At 42.2% G+C, this 16,143-nt stretch carries 13 protein-coding genes; 1 reads left to right on the forward strand and 12 read right to left on the reverse strand.

Annotated features, from left to right (window positions below; translation table 11 throughout):
• Positions 1-123 precede the first annotated feature (123 nt).
• Positions 124-1,053, forward strand: a complete 930-nt coding sequence (locus AAEO50_RS02950; protein WP_341980251.1) for a VanW family protein — start codon at positions 124-126, stop codon at positions 1,051-1,053.
• A gap of 61 nt (positions 1,054-1,114) precedes the next feature.
• Here AAEO50_RS02950 and AAEO50_RS02955 read toward each other — a convergent pair whose 3' ends face one another.
• From AAEO50_RS02955 to AAEO50_RS03010, 12 genes are all read right to left on the reverse strand, one after another.
• The gene (locus AAEO50_RS02955) at positions 1,115-1,483 is read right to left on the reverse strand and encodes a glyoxalase (RefSeq protein ID WP_341980255.1); all 369 of its coding nucleotides are present in this window, start codon (positions 1,481-1,483) and stop codon (positions 1,115-1,117) included.
• A 111-nt stretch (positions 1,484-1,594) separates the two neighbouring features.
• Complete coding sequence (locus AAEO50_RS02960) at positions 1,595-2,944, reverse strand: aspartate aminotransferase family protein (RefSeq protein WP_341980257.1); 1,350 nt, start codon at positions 2,942-2,944, stop codon at positions 1,595-1,597.
• A gap of 132 nt (positions 2,945-3,076) precedes the next feature.
• Positions 3,077-4,543 (reverse strand): CoA-acylating methylmalonate-semialdehyde dehydrogenase, encoded by a 1,467-nt coding sequence (locus tag AAEO50_RS02965; RefSeq protein ID WP_341980259.1) that lies wholly within the window; start codon positions 4,541-4,543, stop codon positions 3,077-3,079.
• Between the two features lie 217 nt (positions 4,544-4,760).
• Positions 4,761-6,359 carry a PucR family transcriptional regulator gene (locus AAEO50_RS02970; protein WP_341980261.1) on the reverse strand — a complete coding sequence of 533 codons (1,599 nt, stop codon included), beginning with the start codon at positions 6,357-6,359 and terminating at the stop codon, positions 4,761-4,763.
• Between the two features lie 76 nt (positions 6,360-6,435).
• Positions 6,436-6,633 carry a hypothetical protein gene (locus AAEO50_RS02975; RefSeq protein ID WP_341980263.1) on the reverse strand — a complete coding sequence of 66 codons (198 nt, stop codon included), beginning with the start codon at positions 6,631-6,633 and terminating at the stop codon, positions 6,436-6,438.
• A gap of 18 nt (positions 6,634-6,651) precedes the next feature.
• Positions 6,652-6,855, reverse strand: a complete 204-nt coding sequence (locus AAEO50_RS02980) for a hypothetical protein (protein WP_341980264.1) — start codon at positions 6,853-6,855, stop codon at positions 6,652-6,654.
• 155 nt (positions 6,856-7,010) lie between these two features.
• Positions 7,011-8,483 carry an NCS1 family transporter gene (locus tag AAEO50_RS02985; RefSeq protein ID WP_341980266.1) on the reverse strand — a complete coding sequence of 491 codons (1,473 nt, stop codon included), beginning with the start codon at positions 8,481-8,483 and terminating at the stop codon, positions 7,011-7,013.
• A gap of 157 nt (positions 8,484-8,640) precedes the next feature.
• The gene (gene hydA / locus AAEO50_RS02990) at positions 8,641-10,068 is read right to left on the reverse strand and encodes a dihydropyrimidinase (protein ID WP_341980268.1); all 1,428 of its coding nucleotides are present in this window, start codon (positions 10,066-10,068) and stop codon (positions 8,641-8,643) included.
• A gap of 15 nt (positions 10,069-10,083) precedes the next feature.
• Positions 10,084-11,370 (reverse strand): NAD-dependent dihydropyrimidine dehydrogenase subunit PreA, encoded by a 1,287-nt coding sequence (gene preA / locus AAEO50_RS02995; protein ID WP_341980270.1) that lies wholly within the window; start codon positions 11,368-11,370, stop codon positions 10,084-10,086.
• A 23-nt stretch (positions 11,371-11,393) separates the two neighbouring features.
• The gene (locus AAEO50_RS03000) at positions 11,394-12,749 is read right to left on the reverse strand and encodes an NAD(P)-dependent oxidoreductase (protein ID WP_341980272.1); all 1,356 of its coding nucleotides are present in this window, start codon (positions 12,747-12,749) and stop codon (positions 11,394-11,396) included.
• 101 nt (positions 12,750-12,850) lie between these two features.
• Positions 12,851-13,741 carry a nitrilase-related carbon-nitrogen hydrolase gene (locus AAEO50_RS03005; RefSeq protein ID WP_341980275.1) on the reverse strand — a complete coding sequence of 297 codons (891 nt, stop codon included), beginning with the start codon at positions 13,739-13,741 and terminating at the stop codon, positions 12,851-12,853.
• An 809-nt stretch (positions 13,742-14,550) separates the two neighbouring features.
• Entirely contained in the window at positions 14,551-16,002 is a 1,452-nt protein-coding gene (locus tag AAEO50_RS03010; RefSeq protein WP_341980277.1) for a carbon starvation CstA family protein, read from the reverse strand.
• Positions 16,003-16,143 lie beyond the last annotated feature (141 nt).

Consider the following 16,143-nt stretch of genomic DNA (forward strand, 5'->3'; position numbering starts at 1 on the left):
TTCTATAGTTTTTGATTGAATGAAAAATGAATAAGCTGTAATTATTGGAAATCATTATCTTCTTCTTTTTCTACATGAAAGTATTTAACCTACTTATACTACAGGTGAAGGGAATGATCACAAATGCAGCTTTTCACAAAAATCATTTTAATCAGCCTTCTTTCGTTTCCTCTTATGAAAGAACCTCCCAATGATAGAATTGATATTATTTTTCAAGAAAACCTCCTTTCTTCTTATTTAAAAACCGATTTATCCTTTAAAGAAATTGATGAACCGCTCCTTAATCCCGCGGTGAGTGATATGATCTTAGATGACATCAATAAGAAAGTGTCAGCTCCCCCGAGGGATGCATATTTGGACGGAAGCAATCACATCATCCACCATGAAAATGGATATAAACTGCATCGGGAGAAATTCAGAGATCAACTGTTAGTAGCCTTGCTCTCAAAAGGTTCAGTTTCAATCGAAGTACCATTGCAAATCATATATCCAAGAGTAGATAGTGAACTCATTTCTTCAATCCGGACAAATCAAATCGGACATTACGTCACTTATTTTAATCATCACAATATTGAACGCTCTCATAATATTTCACTTGCAGCACACGAGATCAATAATACGGTTGTGTTTCCCGGTGAAGTCTTTTCATTCAACAAAACAGTTGGAAAACGTACAAAAGAGAAGGGTTACAAAAAAGCCCCCGTCATTGTACGAGGAGAACTTTCGGAAGACATCGGAGGAGGTATCTGCCAGGTCTCGTCCACTTTATACAACGCTGTCGACCTTGCCGGCGTTGAGATCGTAGAACGTTATCACCACAGTAAAAGAGTGCCTTATGTACCTCAGGGAAGGGATGCAACTGTAAGCTGGTATGGTCCTGATTTCACTTTTCGAAACATCTATAACCAACCCCTGTTGATACGTTCAAAAATCTACGGTGGACAGCTAATTGTAACCATCCATTCATCAGAGACGGTCAACGTTAAAAAAAGAGAGGTGCCTCCAGCTACAAAGGATTTACCAGAAGAGATCCAAATCAACAATAATCTGTAACATAGCCTATAAAAAAACAAGCATCTCATAAAGGTGGAGATGCTTGTTTTCTTCAGTTCCTTCAATGATATTCCAAAAACTCTATCCGATTTCCAAATGGGTCTGAAACAAAGAAGCGGCTTCTCCCATTTATAGGAGCGTCTTCTTTTATTTTTATACCTTTCATAGCCAATGAATTCCGGAAGTCTTCTAAGCCTTCTACAAGTAAGCCGGGATGAGCTTTTGTCGCTGGTACAAAATCTTTTTGAACGCCTACATGAATCTCCTGGGGCCCGAACTGGAACCAGCAGCCACCTCTGCCTCTTAAGTTTTCAGGTTTCGGAATTTCTTTCAACCCTATCATTTCTACATAAAACCTTCTTGCTTCATGTTCACAATTTTCTGGTGCAGCCAATTGAATATGATCTATTCCTTTAAATGCTACAGACATGTTTACTCTCCTCTTTCAATGGTTGATAGATAAAGTTTATCACCTTATTCTAATAAATAGTTAGATATTTACAAAAAAAGAAGAGCAGCATTTTTGCAGCTGCTCTTTTTACTATTTCACATTATTGATCCCTTCAATGACTGTATTAATTAGTAATTCAAGATCTTCAACTTCGATCGTAAGCGGAGGTGAAAGCGTCAAGACATTATTGTATCCCGCCACAGTCGCTCCGTTCTTTCCAATGATAACGCCATTTTGTTTGCAGTAAGAAATAACCTTATTTACTTTATCCACTTCCAATGGCTCTTTTGATTGTTTATCCTTTACCATTTCGATACCTATCAGCAGCCCTTTGCCTCTGATGTCACCGACAAGTTTATGCTGCTGCAGCTGATTTTTCAGTGTATTAAGGACCGTTTCACCTAACTCAGCCGACCTTGTGAACAGGTCTTCGTTTTCCATGATTTCGAGGTTTTTCAAAGCCAGCGCACAAGCAGCAGGATTTCCTCCGAATGTATTGATATGTCGGAAGTAATCATATTCTTCAGTTCCTTTAAAGGCATCATATATCTCCCGTTTAACTGCGGTTGCAGACAATGGCAAGTATGCGGAAGTGATCCCTTTTGCCATTGTAATGATATCCGGTTTCACATCATAATTCATGAAGCCAAACGGCTTTCCTGTGCGGCCAAATCCGCAAATCACTTCATCCACGATCATTAATGCTCCGTGCTTCTCGCAGACTTCCTTAGCAGCTTTCATGTATTCTTCCTGAGGTACTAATATACCTCCGCCAGTGATAATCGGTTCCATAATGAGGGCAGCGATCGTTTCACTGAGCTCCCAAGTCATTGCCTGATCGATTGCTTTCACTCCCGGCAACTCTAACGGTGCTTTTGAATCTGCTTCATCCCGATACGAGTCCGGCGGGGCAACATGGACGAAACCTGGGGCCAGCGGTTCGTATTTATATTTTCTTTGTGCCTGCCCTGTAGCGGCAAGGGCTCCCATCGAGTTTCCATGATATGCTCGGTACCTGGAAACAATCTTATACCGCTCCCCTTCTCCTTTTTGCTGGTGATATTGGCGGGCAATTTTGAATGCAGTTTCATTGGCTTCAGAGCCGCTGTTAGAGAAAAATATCACATATTCATCTCCTAGCAGCTCGTTTAATTTTTCAGCCAGCTGAATCGCCGGCTGATGGCTCTGTGTAAGAGGGAAGTAGGCCATTTTTTTCAGCTGCTCATAAGCTGCTTCCGCGAGTTCCTGTCTCCCATACCCCACATTTACACACCACAACCCGGCCATTCCATCTAAGTATTTCTTACCGTCATGATCTGTCACCCACGAACCCTTGGACTCTGTCACCACCATTGTTCCCGTGGGACTATACGGCTTCATGGAATGCCAGATAAATTGTTCATCCTGCTTCAGCCATTTATCCTGACCAGTTTTCACCAATGGAAACCCCTCCTTATTTCATTAAGATACTACTTCAAAATCCTGTGGGAGTCTCATCGACTGCCTTCCTCCCCGCTATCCCCCGCAGGAGTCTGTGGCTGGACCTCTTGGAATTATTCTTTTACTTTGCTTTTAGAAATCAAACCTTGATGTGATCATTTTCTTCCTTGTAAAGAAATTTACTCCGTCTTTGCCGTTTACATGCATGTCTCCATAAAAAGAATCCTTCCACCCTGAGAATGGGAAGAATGCCATGGTTGCCGGAACCCCTACATTGATTCCCAACATCCCCGCATCTGCTTCTTCTCTGAACTGCCTCACTGCTTTTGCATCCTTTGTATACAATGTAGCTCCGTTTCCGAAACGTGATTTACGGATAAATTCCAGTCCCTCGTCTAAATCTTTAGCCCTGAGGAGGCTTAATACAGGGGCAAACATTTCTTCTTTTGCAATTGTCATCTCCGGAGTCACATAATCAAAGATAGTTGCTCCCAAAAAATTTCCTTCCTTCAGTTCATCCATTTCCTTTCTTCCGTCACGAATCAGGGAAGCTCCTTCCTCCAAGCCCTTCTCAATATATTTAAGGGTCCTGTCCCGATGTTCGCTTCTGATCACAGGGGTCAGCAGCACTTCTTCTTCCATGCCATTTCCGATACAAAGGTTATCCGCTTTCTTCTTCAGTGCATGGACGAATGGTTCATTGTCCCCTACAACAACGACGGCACTGCATGCCATGCAGCGCTGTCCTGCACTTCCAAATGCTGAACTGATGATATGGTCCGCCGCTTTATCCATATCTGCATCCGGCATCACCACGTGATGATTTTTTGCACCGGAAAGAGCTTGGACCCGCTTTCCGTAAGATGCCGATTTTTCATATACATATTTCGCAACCGGCTGAGAGCCTACAAACGATATAGCAGATATATCCTTATGTTCAATTAACCCGTTCACTACATCATGCGCCCCATGTACCACATTTAGTACTCCATGGGGGAATCCGGCTTCCGTAAACAATTCGGCAAGCCTGTTGGCTAGGATAGGTGTTCGTTCCGATGGTTTAAGCACGAACGTATTTCCACATGCAACAGCAAGAGGGAACATCCACAGCGGAACCATCATCGGGAAATTGAATGGTGTAATTCCCCCGACCACTCCCAGCGGGTATCGGAACATTTCAGAATCTATTTCCTCAGCAATCCCGCTAAGCGTTTCACCCATCATTAAGGTCGGGGCTCCGCAGGCAAATTCTACACATTCCAGTCCACGCTGAACTTCACCATAAGCTTCTTTATAAGACTTTCCATTTTCCTGTACAACGAGTTTTGCCAGCTCTTCATGATTGTCTGACAATAGCGTATGGTACTTATAAAGGATTCTCGCTCTCTTTGGAACCGGGGTTTTCTTCCAGATCTTCGATGCTTCTTCAGCTGATTTTACCGCTAGATCGACATCTTCTTTAGTCGATATAGGGACTCTAGCAAGTTCTTCATTCGTTGCTGGATTGATGACCTTCATGGTCTGTGAACTTCGTGACTCCACCCAATTCCCATTAATATAGTTTTTTAATACTGCTACATCTTTTTTGATTACCGTCATATAATCTCCTCCTTGATTACTTTTGAACGATCTGATATTCACCAGGAAGCTAATAAGCGTTATGAAGTGTATAAGAACATTATGAGAGATGATGTAAAGGCTTTCATTAGACATAATGTAACGTAACCAGGTTAGTATATTGGACAGTTCGTTTGTCCAGTTAGTTACGGCTGCCTATTTAAAGACCTTCGTTCAGTGGAGCAATTTTTGGAAGCCATCATTTAACAGCCGATTTTCTTGAACCTTTTTTCAAGGGACCGAGATAATCATGAGCCGACAATAAAAATTCGATAGCTAATCTTTTATCGGAACTCATGTAGTCATCACCCAGCAGCTCTTCAATTTTTTTCAACCGATGATACAGCGTTTGTCTTACGATAAATAATTTCTTAGCTGTTTCTTGTTTAGAACCCTGACAGCTTAAGAACACTTTTAAAGTCAATAATAAACTGCCGTCATTTTCTTCATCATACTCAATGATCGGATTCAAATATTCCTCGATCATCTCCCAGAGGTTTACATTATTGTTTACGATTGAGATTAATCGATAGAGGTGTAAGTCATCAAAGAAAAAGACCCGTTGCTGACCTTTTATTATCGAACGAAATAACAAGCTCTCCCGCGCAGTTTTGAAACTCAAGTGAATGTCCATCATCTCTTCTTGATATTTACCGATTGAGATGATAGTCTCTTTTCCATTTTGAAGAAAATGTGATTTCTGGATTTTCTCCAACGCTGTCTTGATACGCTTCTTCCAATCACTCCGCTTCCTGGTATCCAGTAGTATGAATAAAAGATCATCCCCGTCTTTCTCTGGTAAAGCGTGGAATCCCTGCTGTTCGAAAATACTTCTCGCAACTAAATTGAAATATGTGTAATCACGTGCTTCTTGTTCTTTCGAATCACTAAAAACACAAACGACTCCACCATGAAAATTCATCTTTAAACCTCTTAGATAAGTATCAAGTCTTTCATTGGACTGCTCCCCTTTTAACCAGGACATGATCCACTTAGATTCTTCAATTCTCTTTTTTTCATTAAAATAAAGTTCCCTCATTAAAAATTGAGCGAGTGCAGTGGATGTTCGGTCTAATAGTAAAACTTCATATTCACTAAATGGATGTTCGTCCCTGTAAATGAATAGTTCTGCATATTCCTGATCAAAAAGGATGACTTTTGCAGAGGTGAAATCACCCCGTGGATTACCCAAATGATTTTCATACCGATTTAGCATTTTTATTTCTTCGGTCCGTTTCATAGGAGGATGAAACTGAGGATCTTGTTCTTTCAATTGAAAAATAACTGGTACTTCCAACTCTTTATGTAAGACATTCAGGATTTCTTGAGTATGATTGACAGTCAGCAGCCTCTTGTTAAGCACTTGAGCAAAATCATCTAATTTTTTCATCATTTCATACTGCTGGTTGATGAGTACAGAATGAATATCGTGTGTGATACTGACGAATGGCACCTCTCTTTCAAACACGATAACTGGAAAATCGTAAAGGTCAGCCATGTCCATCACTGATCGAGGAATGGCTGAGATGTTCGTATCAAGTTCGACACAAAGGGCCGCAGCTTCACTTTCAATCAGTTGTTCCAGCAAGCAAATGAAAGCTGATTCTTCCTTTAATGCCAATCCTGTTGTAAGGATCAATTCATTACCGTTAAGTAAGTTTTTTATTGAGATCACTTCAACGACGTGAACCCATTTCACCTGGCGCTGGAGACCTTTTTTACCTGCGATGATCCTTGCATGATCAAAATATTTTCTGGAAAGAATCGATTCTACAGAGTGATAATATAGACTCTTCATCATTGTCTCCTTCTTATGGCTTGATAAGTTCAATAGCGCAGAAATAAATAGATAAAGGATTGGCATGACCAACCCTTTACCCTTCTGCAGGGATCAAAATGTGAACCTCTGAATGATAGATCTTCATCCATTCTTCTACCGATATTTCAGATGAAGACAGGAAGGATAACATCCATTCAATTAAATCCTCCGGCGTGTACATAATTTCCGGAAGAAATTGAAGTTTATTCATCTCAGTAATCTTTTCAGCGCCCCCTTCAGGCAGGTTCTCCATTTACATCCCCCTCTCGTCTTATGAATGGATCAAAAGATTTGAAAAGTACTTTCTTGCATTTGCCGTTTTAATGTGAAGCGTTGCACTCCGATTGTTTTCTGTGTGCTTAAAAAGTACAAATGCACCGCTTAGGTTTTCTGTCACTTTTTCAATTTTAAATCCTTTTTGCAAAAGAAAATCAATTTTATCCCGTTCATTTAAGAATTCTTGATATTCCGACATGTGCAACCTCCCAAATCTACTTAATGGTTTATATAAGGCTTCTTTTGAAGAATCTTCCATAGAAGCCTTTACTAAGTACTCTGTAAAAGGATGTTGATGTCCGCTCCAAACAAACTACTGGTGAAATCATCAACAAGCCATACAGAGCCAAATCATTATATGGTAGCACTTGTACCAGTTGGTGCTTCTTCCACTGATCTTTGGGATTCACGGTCTATTTCCCAATCCCGTCCAACTGATATGCCTAAATACTTATCGTCATCCGGGTCGAGCAATTCCGCTTGCTCATACTTTCGGAACCACCAATACTTGGCGAGGAAGTAGTAACAAACAGCACCTGCACCAAATCCTACGATGAATGAAAAGCTTGGAACGAAATATGATGCAACCGCACCGATAATCCAAGCGATAAAGCCTGCCATGTTCACTCCATTCATATATTTATATTGGCCATGATCTTCATAGAGAGCCGGAACATTCACTCTTCTCTTTCTAATTAAATAGTAATCTGCCACAAGAATTCCGACAATCGCCGATAATATCCCTCCGATAAACAGCAGTACAGGAATGATGACTCCAAACAGGTTCCAAGGCTGAACAAGAGTGCCGACTATACCTGCAGTCAAAACTCCTGCCCAGAAAGGGAATTTGGGTCCGCCTACGTTTGAGAAAATCGTCGCTGCCGGAACAACATTTGCCGCAATATTCGTTGACCATTGAGCAAGGACGATCATGAGAAGCAAGATACCAAGGACTAAGCCGCCTGCAGCTTCCTGCAGCGCAATGACAGGATCATAATTCAAAACAGCAATATAGGATACAGCACCGATCATTACCATAAATGTCTGCGTGATCGGTAGAGTGATTAAGTTCCCGATTAAAGAGCTTTTATTGCGTTTGAACCAATTTTTTTCATTTCGAGGTGCTTTTATGAATCGAGAAATCGAGGGGATATCTGCCGCCAGTGTAGCCCAGAATCCCATGTTGCTGAAAATGACAACGAGAAATGCTGTGACAGCCGCCCCTCCTGTAACAGGACTTTCCACCCAGTTCCAGATATCTCTTCCTTCTGCTGCTGCAGAATCTGACAAAGACGAATACATCCATACAGATATTAGAATAATGACGGGAGCTGCAAGGTCCGCAAATCTTTCTACCGCTTTGATTCCCAGTGCTGTATTGACTAATTGCAAGAGTGCAAAAATCATGAAACACACAAACCAGTTATCAAAACCATATAAGAGATTCAAGATTCCATTCATTGCGGTTGCCCCAAAATAGGTATTGATACCAAACCACATGGAGGCTGCCACGCCTCGAACCACGGAAGGAATATGAGTTCCTAACGTGCCGAATGGAGCCCTCATATAAACAGGAAATGATAATCCGTGCTCTATTCCAATATCACCTGTCAATGTGATAAAAAGTCCAATTGCTATCGAGCCTATCAGCGTGGCCAACAGGACAAGAGGAAGCGGCAAAGAAATCACTCCTGCTCCTCCTATGGCAAATGTGGCAAGCACGACCACCATACCCACCCACATGAATGAATATCCTAATTTCGTGATCTTTCTTTCATTCTCTTTTACTGGCAGTAAATCGGGTGACTTCAAATAGCTTGTTTTCAACTTGAACACTCCTTTTTGTTTGCTTCAAATGGCAAAACCAAACGGATCTTAGAGAGAGTCATGAGAGCAGAAAGAATCAAAAAAAATCTCTCTTTCTACTCTGCATGCAGGAGCTGTTCTATTCTACTATTAAGCAAGATTCATAAGTCGAGTGATACTAGGATTTAGAAGGTTGTAAGACTTCGCTCTCTTCTCTTGAAAGATGTTTACCGTATCTCGCTCTCTTAACATACTTTCCTTTCCCCAATTTGCCCACGAATTGCTTATCTTTAATGACAAATTCACCTCTTGATAATACAGAGACAGGTTCCCCTTTGACCTTCATCCCCTCAAACGGATTATAATCTGCAGCCATATGGTGTTTCTCTGCGGATATGACTCTTTCAACATCCGGATCAAAAATCACAATGTCTGCATCTGAGCCTGCCGCAATGGTTCCTTTTTGAGGATAAAGACCAAACAGCTTCGCACTTCGTGTGGACATTATATCTACAAATTGATTCAAGGTAATTCTGCCTTTATCAACTCCTTCTGAGAATAATATTGATACACGGTCCTCAATGATCGGTCCGCCATTCGGAATTTTGGTGAAGTCCCCTTTTCCAAGGTCTTTCTGTCCTTTAAAGTCAAAAGAACATTGATCTGAACCCAGGGTTTGGAGTTCTCCGCTTTTCAAAGCATTCCACAACACTTCCTGATTCCACTTTTCACGCAGTGGAGGTGACCATACGTACTTGGCACCTTCAAAATTCGGCCGTTCCAAGTAAGTTTGATCGAGCACTAAATATTGAGGACAAGTTTCACCCCAAACGTTAAGTCCTTTGCTCCTGGCTTCAGCGATTTGCTTTACAGCCTCCGAGCAGGATACATGAACAACATATAATTGAGAGTCAGCCAATCCTGTTAACTTCGCTGCTCTTCCAGTTGCTTCTCCTTCAAGTTCAGGCGGCCTTGTCAACGCATGGTAAATGGGGTCAGTATTCCCTTCAGCCAGAGCTTTTTCAGTTAAGTACTCGATGACATCGCCGTTTTCGGCATGCACCATGACCAGCGCTCCAAGTTCTTTTGCTGCCACTAGAGTCCGGAACAAGGTTTCATCATCGGCCTGAAAAACATTTTTATATGCCATGAAAACTTTGAAAGAAGTAATACCTTCTTTTTCAATCACTTCAGGCAGCTGATTCAATACCTCCTGATTGATTTCACCGATCATTAAATGAAAGCTGTAATCAATCACTGCCTTTTCCTTTGACTTTGCATGCCACGTATCAATTGCATTTTGAAGGGGCTCACCTTTATTGGTTAAACAAAAATCGATAAGTGTAGTCGTTCCCCCAAATGCAGCTGCCACGGTGCCGGTCTCGAAATCATCTTTTGATACAGTACCGCCAAATGGCATTTCCAAGTGAGTATGCGGATCGATCCCTCCAGGAAAAATATACTTTCCTGCTGCGTCAATGATTTCAGCATCACTTGTGTCAAAACCATTTCCTATACTGATGATTTTTTCATTTTCTATAAGAATATCGGCTTTATACATATCCGCTGCTGTAACGATTGTTCCGTTCTGGATTATTTTTTTCATTGCTCACCCTCCTGATTATTTAACTGCATCCGTTGCACATTGAGCCAATTTACCGACTGCAGCCTGACGCTCATTCCACGTCATTGGCATATGTCCGCTTGGCACTTCCACCATATCAATCGCTCCATCTACCGGACAGACGATCGAACATAGATTACAACCGACACAATCTTCCTCGCGCACCTTAAGATAACTGTTACCTTGAGAATCTTTAAGCATATCAATACATTGGTGAGACGTATCTTCGCAAGCGATGTGACATTTATTACAATTAATGCAGACATCATTGTTTATTTTCGCCACCACACTGTAGTTCAGGTCTAAATTCCCCCAGTCTGAATATTTCGGGACTGATTTCCCGACCAGATCCTGAACAGAGGAAATGCCTTTCTCATCAAGATAATTGTTAAGTCCATCAAGCATGTCTTCAACAATTCTGAATCCGTGATGCATGGCCGCTGTACACACCTGAACGCCAGATGCACCCATCAGCATATATTCAACGGCGTCCTGCCAATTTGAAACCCCTCCCATTCCGGAAATCGGCACATTTATACGCGGATTACGTGCACATTCAGCCACCATGTTCAGTGCAATTGGTTTTACGGCAGGTCCGCAATAACCGCCGTGTGCACCTTTACCCGCTACATGTGGAATGGTGTTCCAGCTGTCAAGATCGACCCCTGCAAGACTATTGATTGTATTGATCATACTAACTGCGTCAGCACCGCCCTTTACGGCTGATTCAGCTGTAACGGTGATATCGGTTATATTCGGAGTCAATTTAACGATGACAGGGGTTTTAGCCATTTCCTTAGCCCAGTACGTCTGTTTTTCCACCAATTCCGGTACCTGACCTGATGCTGCACCCATCCCCCTTTCAGCCATTCCATGCGGACAGCCGAAATTAAGTTCTAACCCGTCGACACCGACATCTTCCACTTTTTTAACAATCTCATGCCATTTCTCCTGTTTCGGTTCTACCATTAATGAAGCAATGATTGCATGATTCGGGAAACGCTTTTTGGTTTCATAAATTTCCTTCAAATTTACTTCTAATGGACGATCCGTAATCAGCTCGATATTATTAAAGCCCGCTACACGCTGACCGTTATAACTTACTGCAGCAAACCTTGACGATACATTGATAATCGGTTCCCCAAGCGTCTTCCAGACCGCGCCTCCCCAACCGGCTTCAAACGCTCTCTGTACTTGATAACCCGAATTGGTCGGCGGTGCTGATGCCAGCCAAAAAGGATTAGGAGATTTAATTCCTGCTAAATCGATATTTAAATTTGCCATGTATTTCCCCCCCTGAACAAATCTTAATTCATTTGAAGTGAAGTCAATCTCCTATGAAGGTGGTAGGCAGCCTGTTTCCCTTGTTCAGCTGCCGTAACAACCATCGCTTCTCCAATTCCTTTTCCGAAAATGACATCTCCACAAGCCAACACTTTCGGATTGGACGTTTGAAGTGTTTCCCTATCAACTTGAACAACTCCGTCTTTATGTTCCAATTGGAATTGATCGATCAAAGAGTGATGCCTCGTTTGACCTATCGCCTTAATAACAGCATCTACAGGTAAGGTGAATTCCGACCCTGCTACAGGAACTGGACGCCGTCTTCCATCTTCTCCCGGTTCACCAAGCTCCATCTTCAAGCATTCGATTCCAATCACCTTGCCGTCTTCGTTCCCGATAATCCTATTAGGTGCTGTAAGCCAGCGGAATTCCACTCCGTCCTGTTTAGCGAATTCATATTCAAAGTCATAAGCCGTCATTTCTTCCAATGTACGCCGATACAGGATCTTCACGTTTTCAGCTCCTAATCGAACTGAACAAGTTGCACCGTCAATGGCAGTATTACCGGCTCCGATTACAACCACTTTTTTCCCAACATACTCTTTGGAAATCCCTCCGCTTTTTGTAGACTTAACAAATTCAATGGCATCATGAACTCCTTCAAGATTTTCTCCTTCAATATTCAGCGGAGGCACTTGAGACATACCAGCCGCAAGAATGACAAAATCATGGGAATCCAGGATTTCTTCTGCAGAAATATCCTCTCCAACCTTGGTATTGGTACGTATATCAACGTTCAGTCTCTTGACTTGATCCACTTCCCAATAAGAAATACTTTGTGGAAGCCGGAATGAAACAATGCCATACGTATTCAACCCCCCAGCTTCCTCTGCCGCTTCATAAATGGTTACTTCATAACCCATACGTGCTAATTCCCTGGCTGCGGAAAGACCTGCAGGACCGCCTCCCACAATACCTACTTTCTTTCCGTTTGGTTCACCCGCTTCAAATAAAACCGCATCATTATGACGTGCCCAATCGGTGGCATAGCGCTGAAGGTCACCGATCATAATCGGTTTGGTCGAATGATTGAGAACACAGGCACCTTCGCACAGTTCTTCTGTCGGACAGACTCTTGAACAGCTGGCACCGACTGGATTTGAACTCATGATCGTCTTTGCGGATCCCTTCAGATTCCCCGATGCAATTTTCTTTATGAAAGAAGGGATGTCAATTCCCGTGGGACAAGCTTGAATGCAAGGTGCATCGTAGCAATACAAGCATCGATTCGCTTCTTCCAATGCGTCTCTATTGGATAAGCCTTTATGAGCCTCCTGAAAATTCTCCTCAAGATTCGATAGTGAATGTGACTTGGACAAACTGGCTTCCCCCTTTTCCACTGTTAATAATTTCGTGTAATCAAACAGTTTCGGGCTGACAAAGAATGCTCTTGGGAGCGTTTCGATATCAGCCTGATTCCTTAAGGCAGCAATGCTGTCATTTCGTTATATGTCTCAGGTCTGCGATCACGATAGAACTGCCACGTATCTCTCACTTCACGGATCAATTTCTTGTCCATTTCCCCGATGATGACTTCATCCTTGTCTCTGCTCCCGATAGACACAAACCCTCCGCGGGGATCTACCAGATAAGATTGACCGTAAAATTCCCCCATGTTCCAAGGTCCTTCATAACCGACCCGGTTAATCGCCCCCAAATAATAGCCGTTTGCAACAGCATGAGCCGGCTGTTCTAGCTTCCATAAATATTCCGATAGCCCTGCCACAGTAGCAGACGGGTTAAATACGACTTCTGCTCCCTTCAACCCTAATAATCTTGCACCCTCAGGGAAGTGCCGGTCATAACAGATATACACACCCACTTTTGCATAGGCCGTGTCGAATACAGGATATCCAAGGTTACCCGGTTTAAAGTAATATTTCTCCCAGAAACCATATCCTTCACTGCCTACCCCAACATGTGGAATATGCTGTTTACGGTATTTGCCAAGATAAGATCCATCAGCATCAATCACAGCCGCTGTGTTGTAATAGGTAGCAATACCTTCTCTTTCATAGATTGGCAGAACGATAACGACACTCAACTCTCTAGCTAATTCCTGAAAGCGTTTCGTTGTAGGTCCGTTTGGAATTTCTTCAGCTGAATCATACCATTTAGGATTTTGTTCCGAGCAAAAATAGGGGCCGTAGAAAATCTCCTGCAAACAAATGATTTGCGCTCCTTTTTTTGCTGCATCCCTTACTAGATCAATGTGTTTTTTAATGGATTGCTGTTTGTGGACCTCTACCGGTTCACTGCCATCCACTTCATGAGTAGCTTGAATTAGACCAATCTTCACTTTGTCTGACATCCCCATTCCTCCTAGACTAATAGATTAAAGTAAATAGTAAGCGCTTTCATGTATTTTGATGCTCATGTGACACTTACTACTTTTCGCAAGGTTTATTGATGTCTGAATATTTTGTCTTTTCAACTCATTTTAACTTGTACAATTCTAAATTGCACTATACACTATGTAAAATCAGCTCCTTTGACTATTTGTCACTATGTATATTCTAAAATAGAATAAACTATTTATAGGAGTTGAATTAACGTTAGCATATGGAGTGTGCGAAATTTGTAAAATACTTAGAGTAATTCTTTAAAACTGCTCGTTTTTTATCGACAAAATTTTCAGAAAACTATCAATATGCTCTATCTAATCTACAAAAACGAGGCTGGGACAAATCTAGAAAACACTGTCTAAAGACAAACGTTTAAGAACTGTCTCTAAATACCGCTATTGATTTCCGTGCAAGACTTCGCTTTCCGCGGGTAGCCCGTGAGCCTCCTTGGAGCTGCGCTCCTGCGGGGTCTCACATGTCCAGCTGCAGGGCTTAGAGGCACAGGTCATAAGCCAAACCGACCAAGAAGGCAAAGAGCGCCTTCTAGGCCGATTCGTCTTATGCCCCCCGCCTCTGAGCAAAGCCCTTCCGCTTTTCTTATAAGCTACTATTCCCGCAGGAGTCTTCGTCTTGCACTCCAATCAACCGCTGGAAAGAGCTAACATCTAAATAGACATTTAAACTAAAAACCCGGACTAATTTGCCAGGTAGGAGGCAAATTAGTCCGGGTTTACTTATGTTATAAAACACTTTCGTACAGTTACGTAATATGATCTTATGAATTTACTGATTTAACGTTAAAAGTTTTCTGCTTGACCGGGCGATATTTAAGCAGCTGGCGTATGAACCAGATTAGCACGGCAGTCCAGATGACAGCTCCGATGAGCATGGATTCTGTGTATGGAAGATGAAATCCTTCAGGAGCATAGAAAATATAAGAACTTACCACGGCTGTCATGAATAAAGCGGGAATACTGCAGATCCAGTGAAACTTCTGATTTTGAAGCAGATAAACTGCAGCAGTCCACAACATGACAGTTGCTACTACCTGATTGGACCAGCCTACGTATCTCCAAAGGAAAGTATAGTCTATCTGAGTCAGCAGAAATGTCGGTAATGCTACAGGGATTACCAAAAGCGCAGGCAGCCATTTCCCTTTCAGCTCTTCTTCTTTCCTCCAATCAGCCAATAGATCAACAAGCATCATTCTTGAAGAACGTAAAGCAGTGTCTCCGGTTGTGACAGGCAAGATGATGACACCTAGTACTGCGAGGATCCCACCAAGAGTTCCAAGGGTGGTTTTACTGATTTCATTCACCACTCCTGCAGGACCTCCGGCAGCCAATGCTTCCTGAAGCCCGCCTGTACCATTGAAGAATGCCATACCCGCAGCGGCCCAGATCAGTGCGATGATCCCCTCGGCAACCATTGCTCCATAAAACACTTTTCTTCCTTCGCTTTCTTTCTTTAAGGTTCTGGCAAGGATTGGGCTTTGTGTAGAATGGAATCCTGAAATCGCACCGCATGAAACGGTCACCATCAGTAACGGCCACAATGGAAGTTCCTGCGGATGTAAGTTGGAAAGCGTTAAGTTGGGTACGGGATGTTCAAAGAAAAACAATCCTACCCCAATCGCGACTGCCATAAATACAAGCACAGCACCGAAAATCGGATAAATCTTCCCGATGATTTTATTTACCGGTAAAATAGTGGCAAGTATAAAATATGTAAAAATAATCAGCAATGATGCCATGAAGGTTAAGGGCGTCACTTCGGCCATCAATTGGGCTGGCCCTGAAGTAAACGCTGCCGCTACCAGGATCATCAGAATGATAGAAAGAATATTCATGACAGATCTGACATGTCTGCCGAGATATTTACCTACTAAGGAAGGAAATTGAGCTCCATTGTGTCGGAGTGACAGCATTCCTGAAAAATAATCATGGACTGCCCCTGCGAAAAGTGTTCCGACAACGATCCATATGAAGGCAACCGGTCCGTATAAAGCCCCTAGTATCGCTCCAAAAATCGGTCCAAGGCCCGCGATATTCAATAATTGAACCAAGCTTGCTTTCCACCAGGGCATCGGCATGTAATCAAAATCGTCTTTACTCGCATATGCAGGTGTGATATTCGAGTCATCAATGCCGAAAATCTTCTCGACCACCTTTGAATATATAAAATAACCAGCTACTAAAATACAGACTGATGCAAGAAATGTAAGCATCTAGTTGTCCTCCCCTCAGATGAAATTAAGATTCATTTTAATACGTAAAACGACAAATAACAACAGAATTTTCTAAAAAGATTATTTTTTCTGATAATAAGAAGAGGTAATTTTTCAAGTGAATTCAATGATGTCAATCAT

It is taken from the genome of Rossellomorea oryzaecorticis, from assembly GCF_038405515.1.
GTDB classification, from domain to species: domain Bacteria; phylum Bacillota; class Bacilli; order Bacillales; family Bacillaceae_B; genus Rossellomorea; species Rossellomorea oryzaecorticis_A.

What these genes read in the sequence shown, in the direction of transcription:
- AAEO50_RS02950 (WP_341980251.1), top strand. Translation starts at nt 124, where the DNA reads ATGCAGCTTTTCACAAAAATCATTTTAATCAGCCTTCTTTCGTTTCCT.
- AAEO50_RS02955 (WP_341980255.1), bottom strand. Translation starts at nt 1,483, where the DNA reads ATGTCTGTAGCATTTAAAGGAATAGATCATATTCAATTGGCTGCACCA.
- AAEO50_RS02965 (WP_341980259.1), bottom strand. Translation starts at nt 4,543, where the DNA reads ATGACGGTAATCAAAAAAGATGTAGCAGTATTAAAAAACTATATTAAT.
- AAEO50_RS02970 (WP_341980261.1), bottom strand. Translation starts at nt 6,359, where the DNA reads ATGAAGAGTCTATATTATCACTCTGTAGAATCGATTCTTTCCAGAAAA.
- AAEO50_RS02975 (WP_341980263.1), bottom strand. Translation starts at nt 6,633, where the DNA reads ATGGAGAACCTGCCTGAAGGGGGCGCTGAAAAGATTACTGAGATGAAT.
- AAEO50_RS02980 (WP_341980264.1), bottom strand. Translation starts at nt 6,855, where the DNA reads ATGTCGGAATATCAAGAATTCTTAAATGAACGGGATAAAATTGATTTT.
- hydA (WP_341980268.1), bottom strand. Translation starts at nt 10,068, where the DNA reads ATGAAAAAAATAATCCAGAACGGAACAATCGTTACAGCAGCGGATATG.
- preA (WP_341980270.1), bottom strand. Translation starts at nt 11,370, where the DNA reads ATGGCAAATTTAAATATCGATTTAGCAGGAATTAAATCTCCTAATCCT.
- AAEO50_RS03005 (WP_341980275.1), bottom strand. Translation starts at nt 13,741, where the DNA reads ATGTCAGACAAAGTGAAGATTGGTCTAATTCAAGCTACTCATGAAGTG.
- AAEO50_RS03010 (WP_341980277.1), bottom strand. Translation starts at nt 16,002, where the DNA reads ATGCTTACATTTCTTGCATCAGTCTGTATTTTAGTAGCTGGTTATTTT.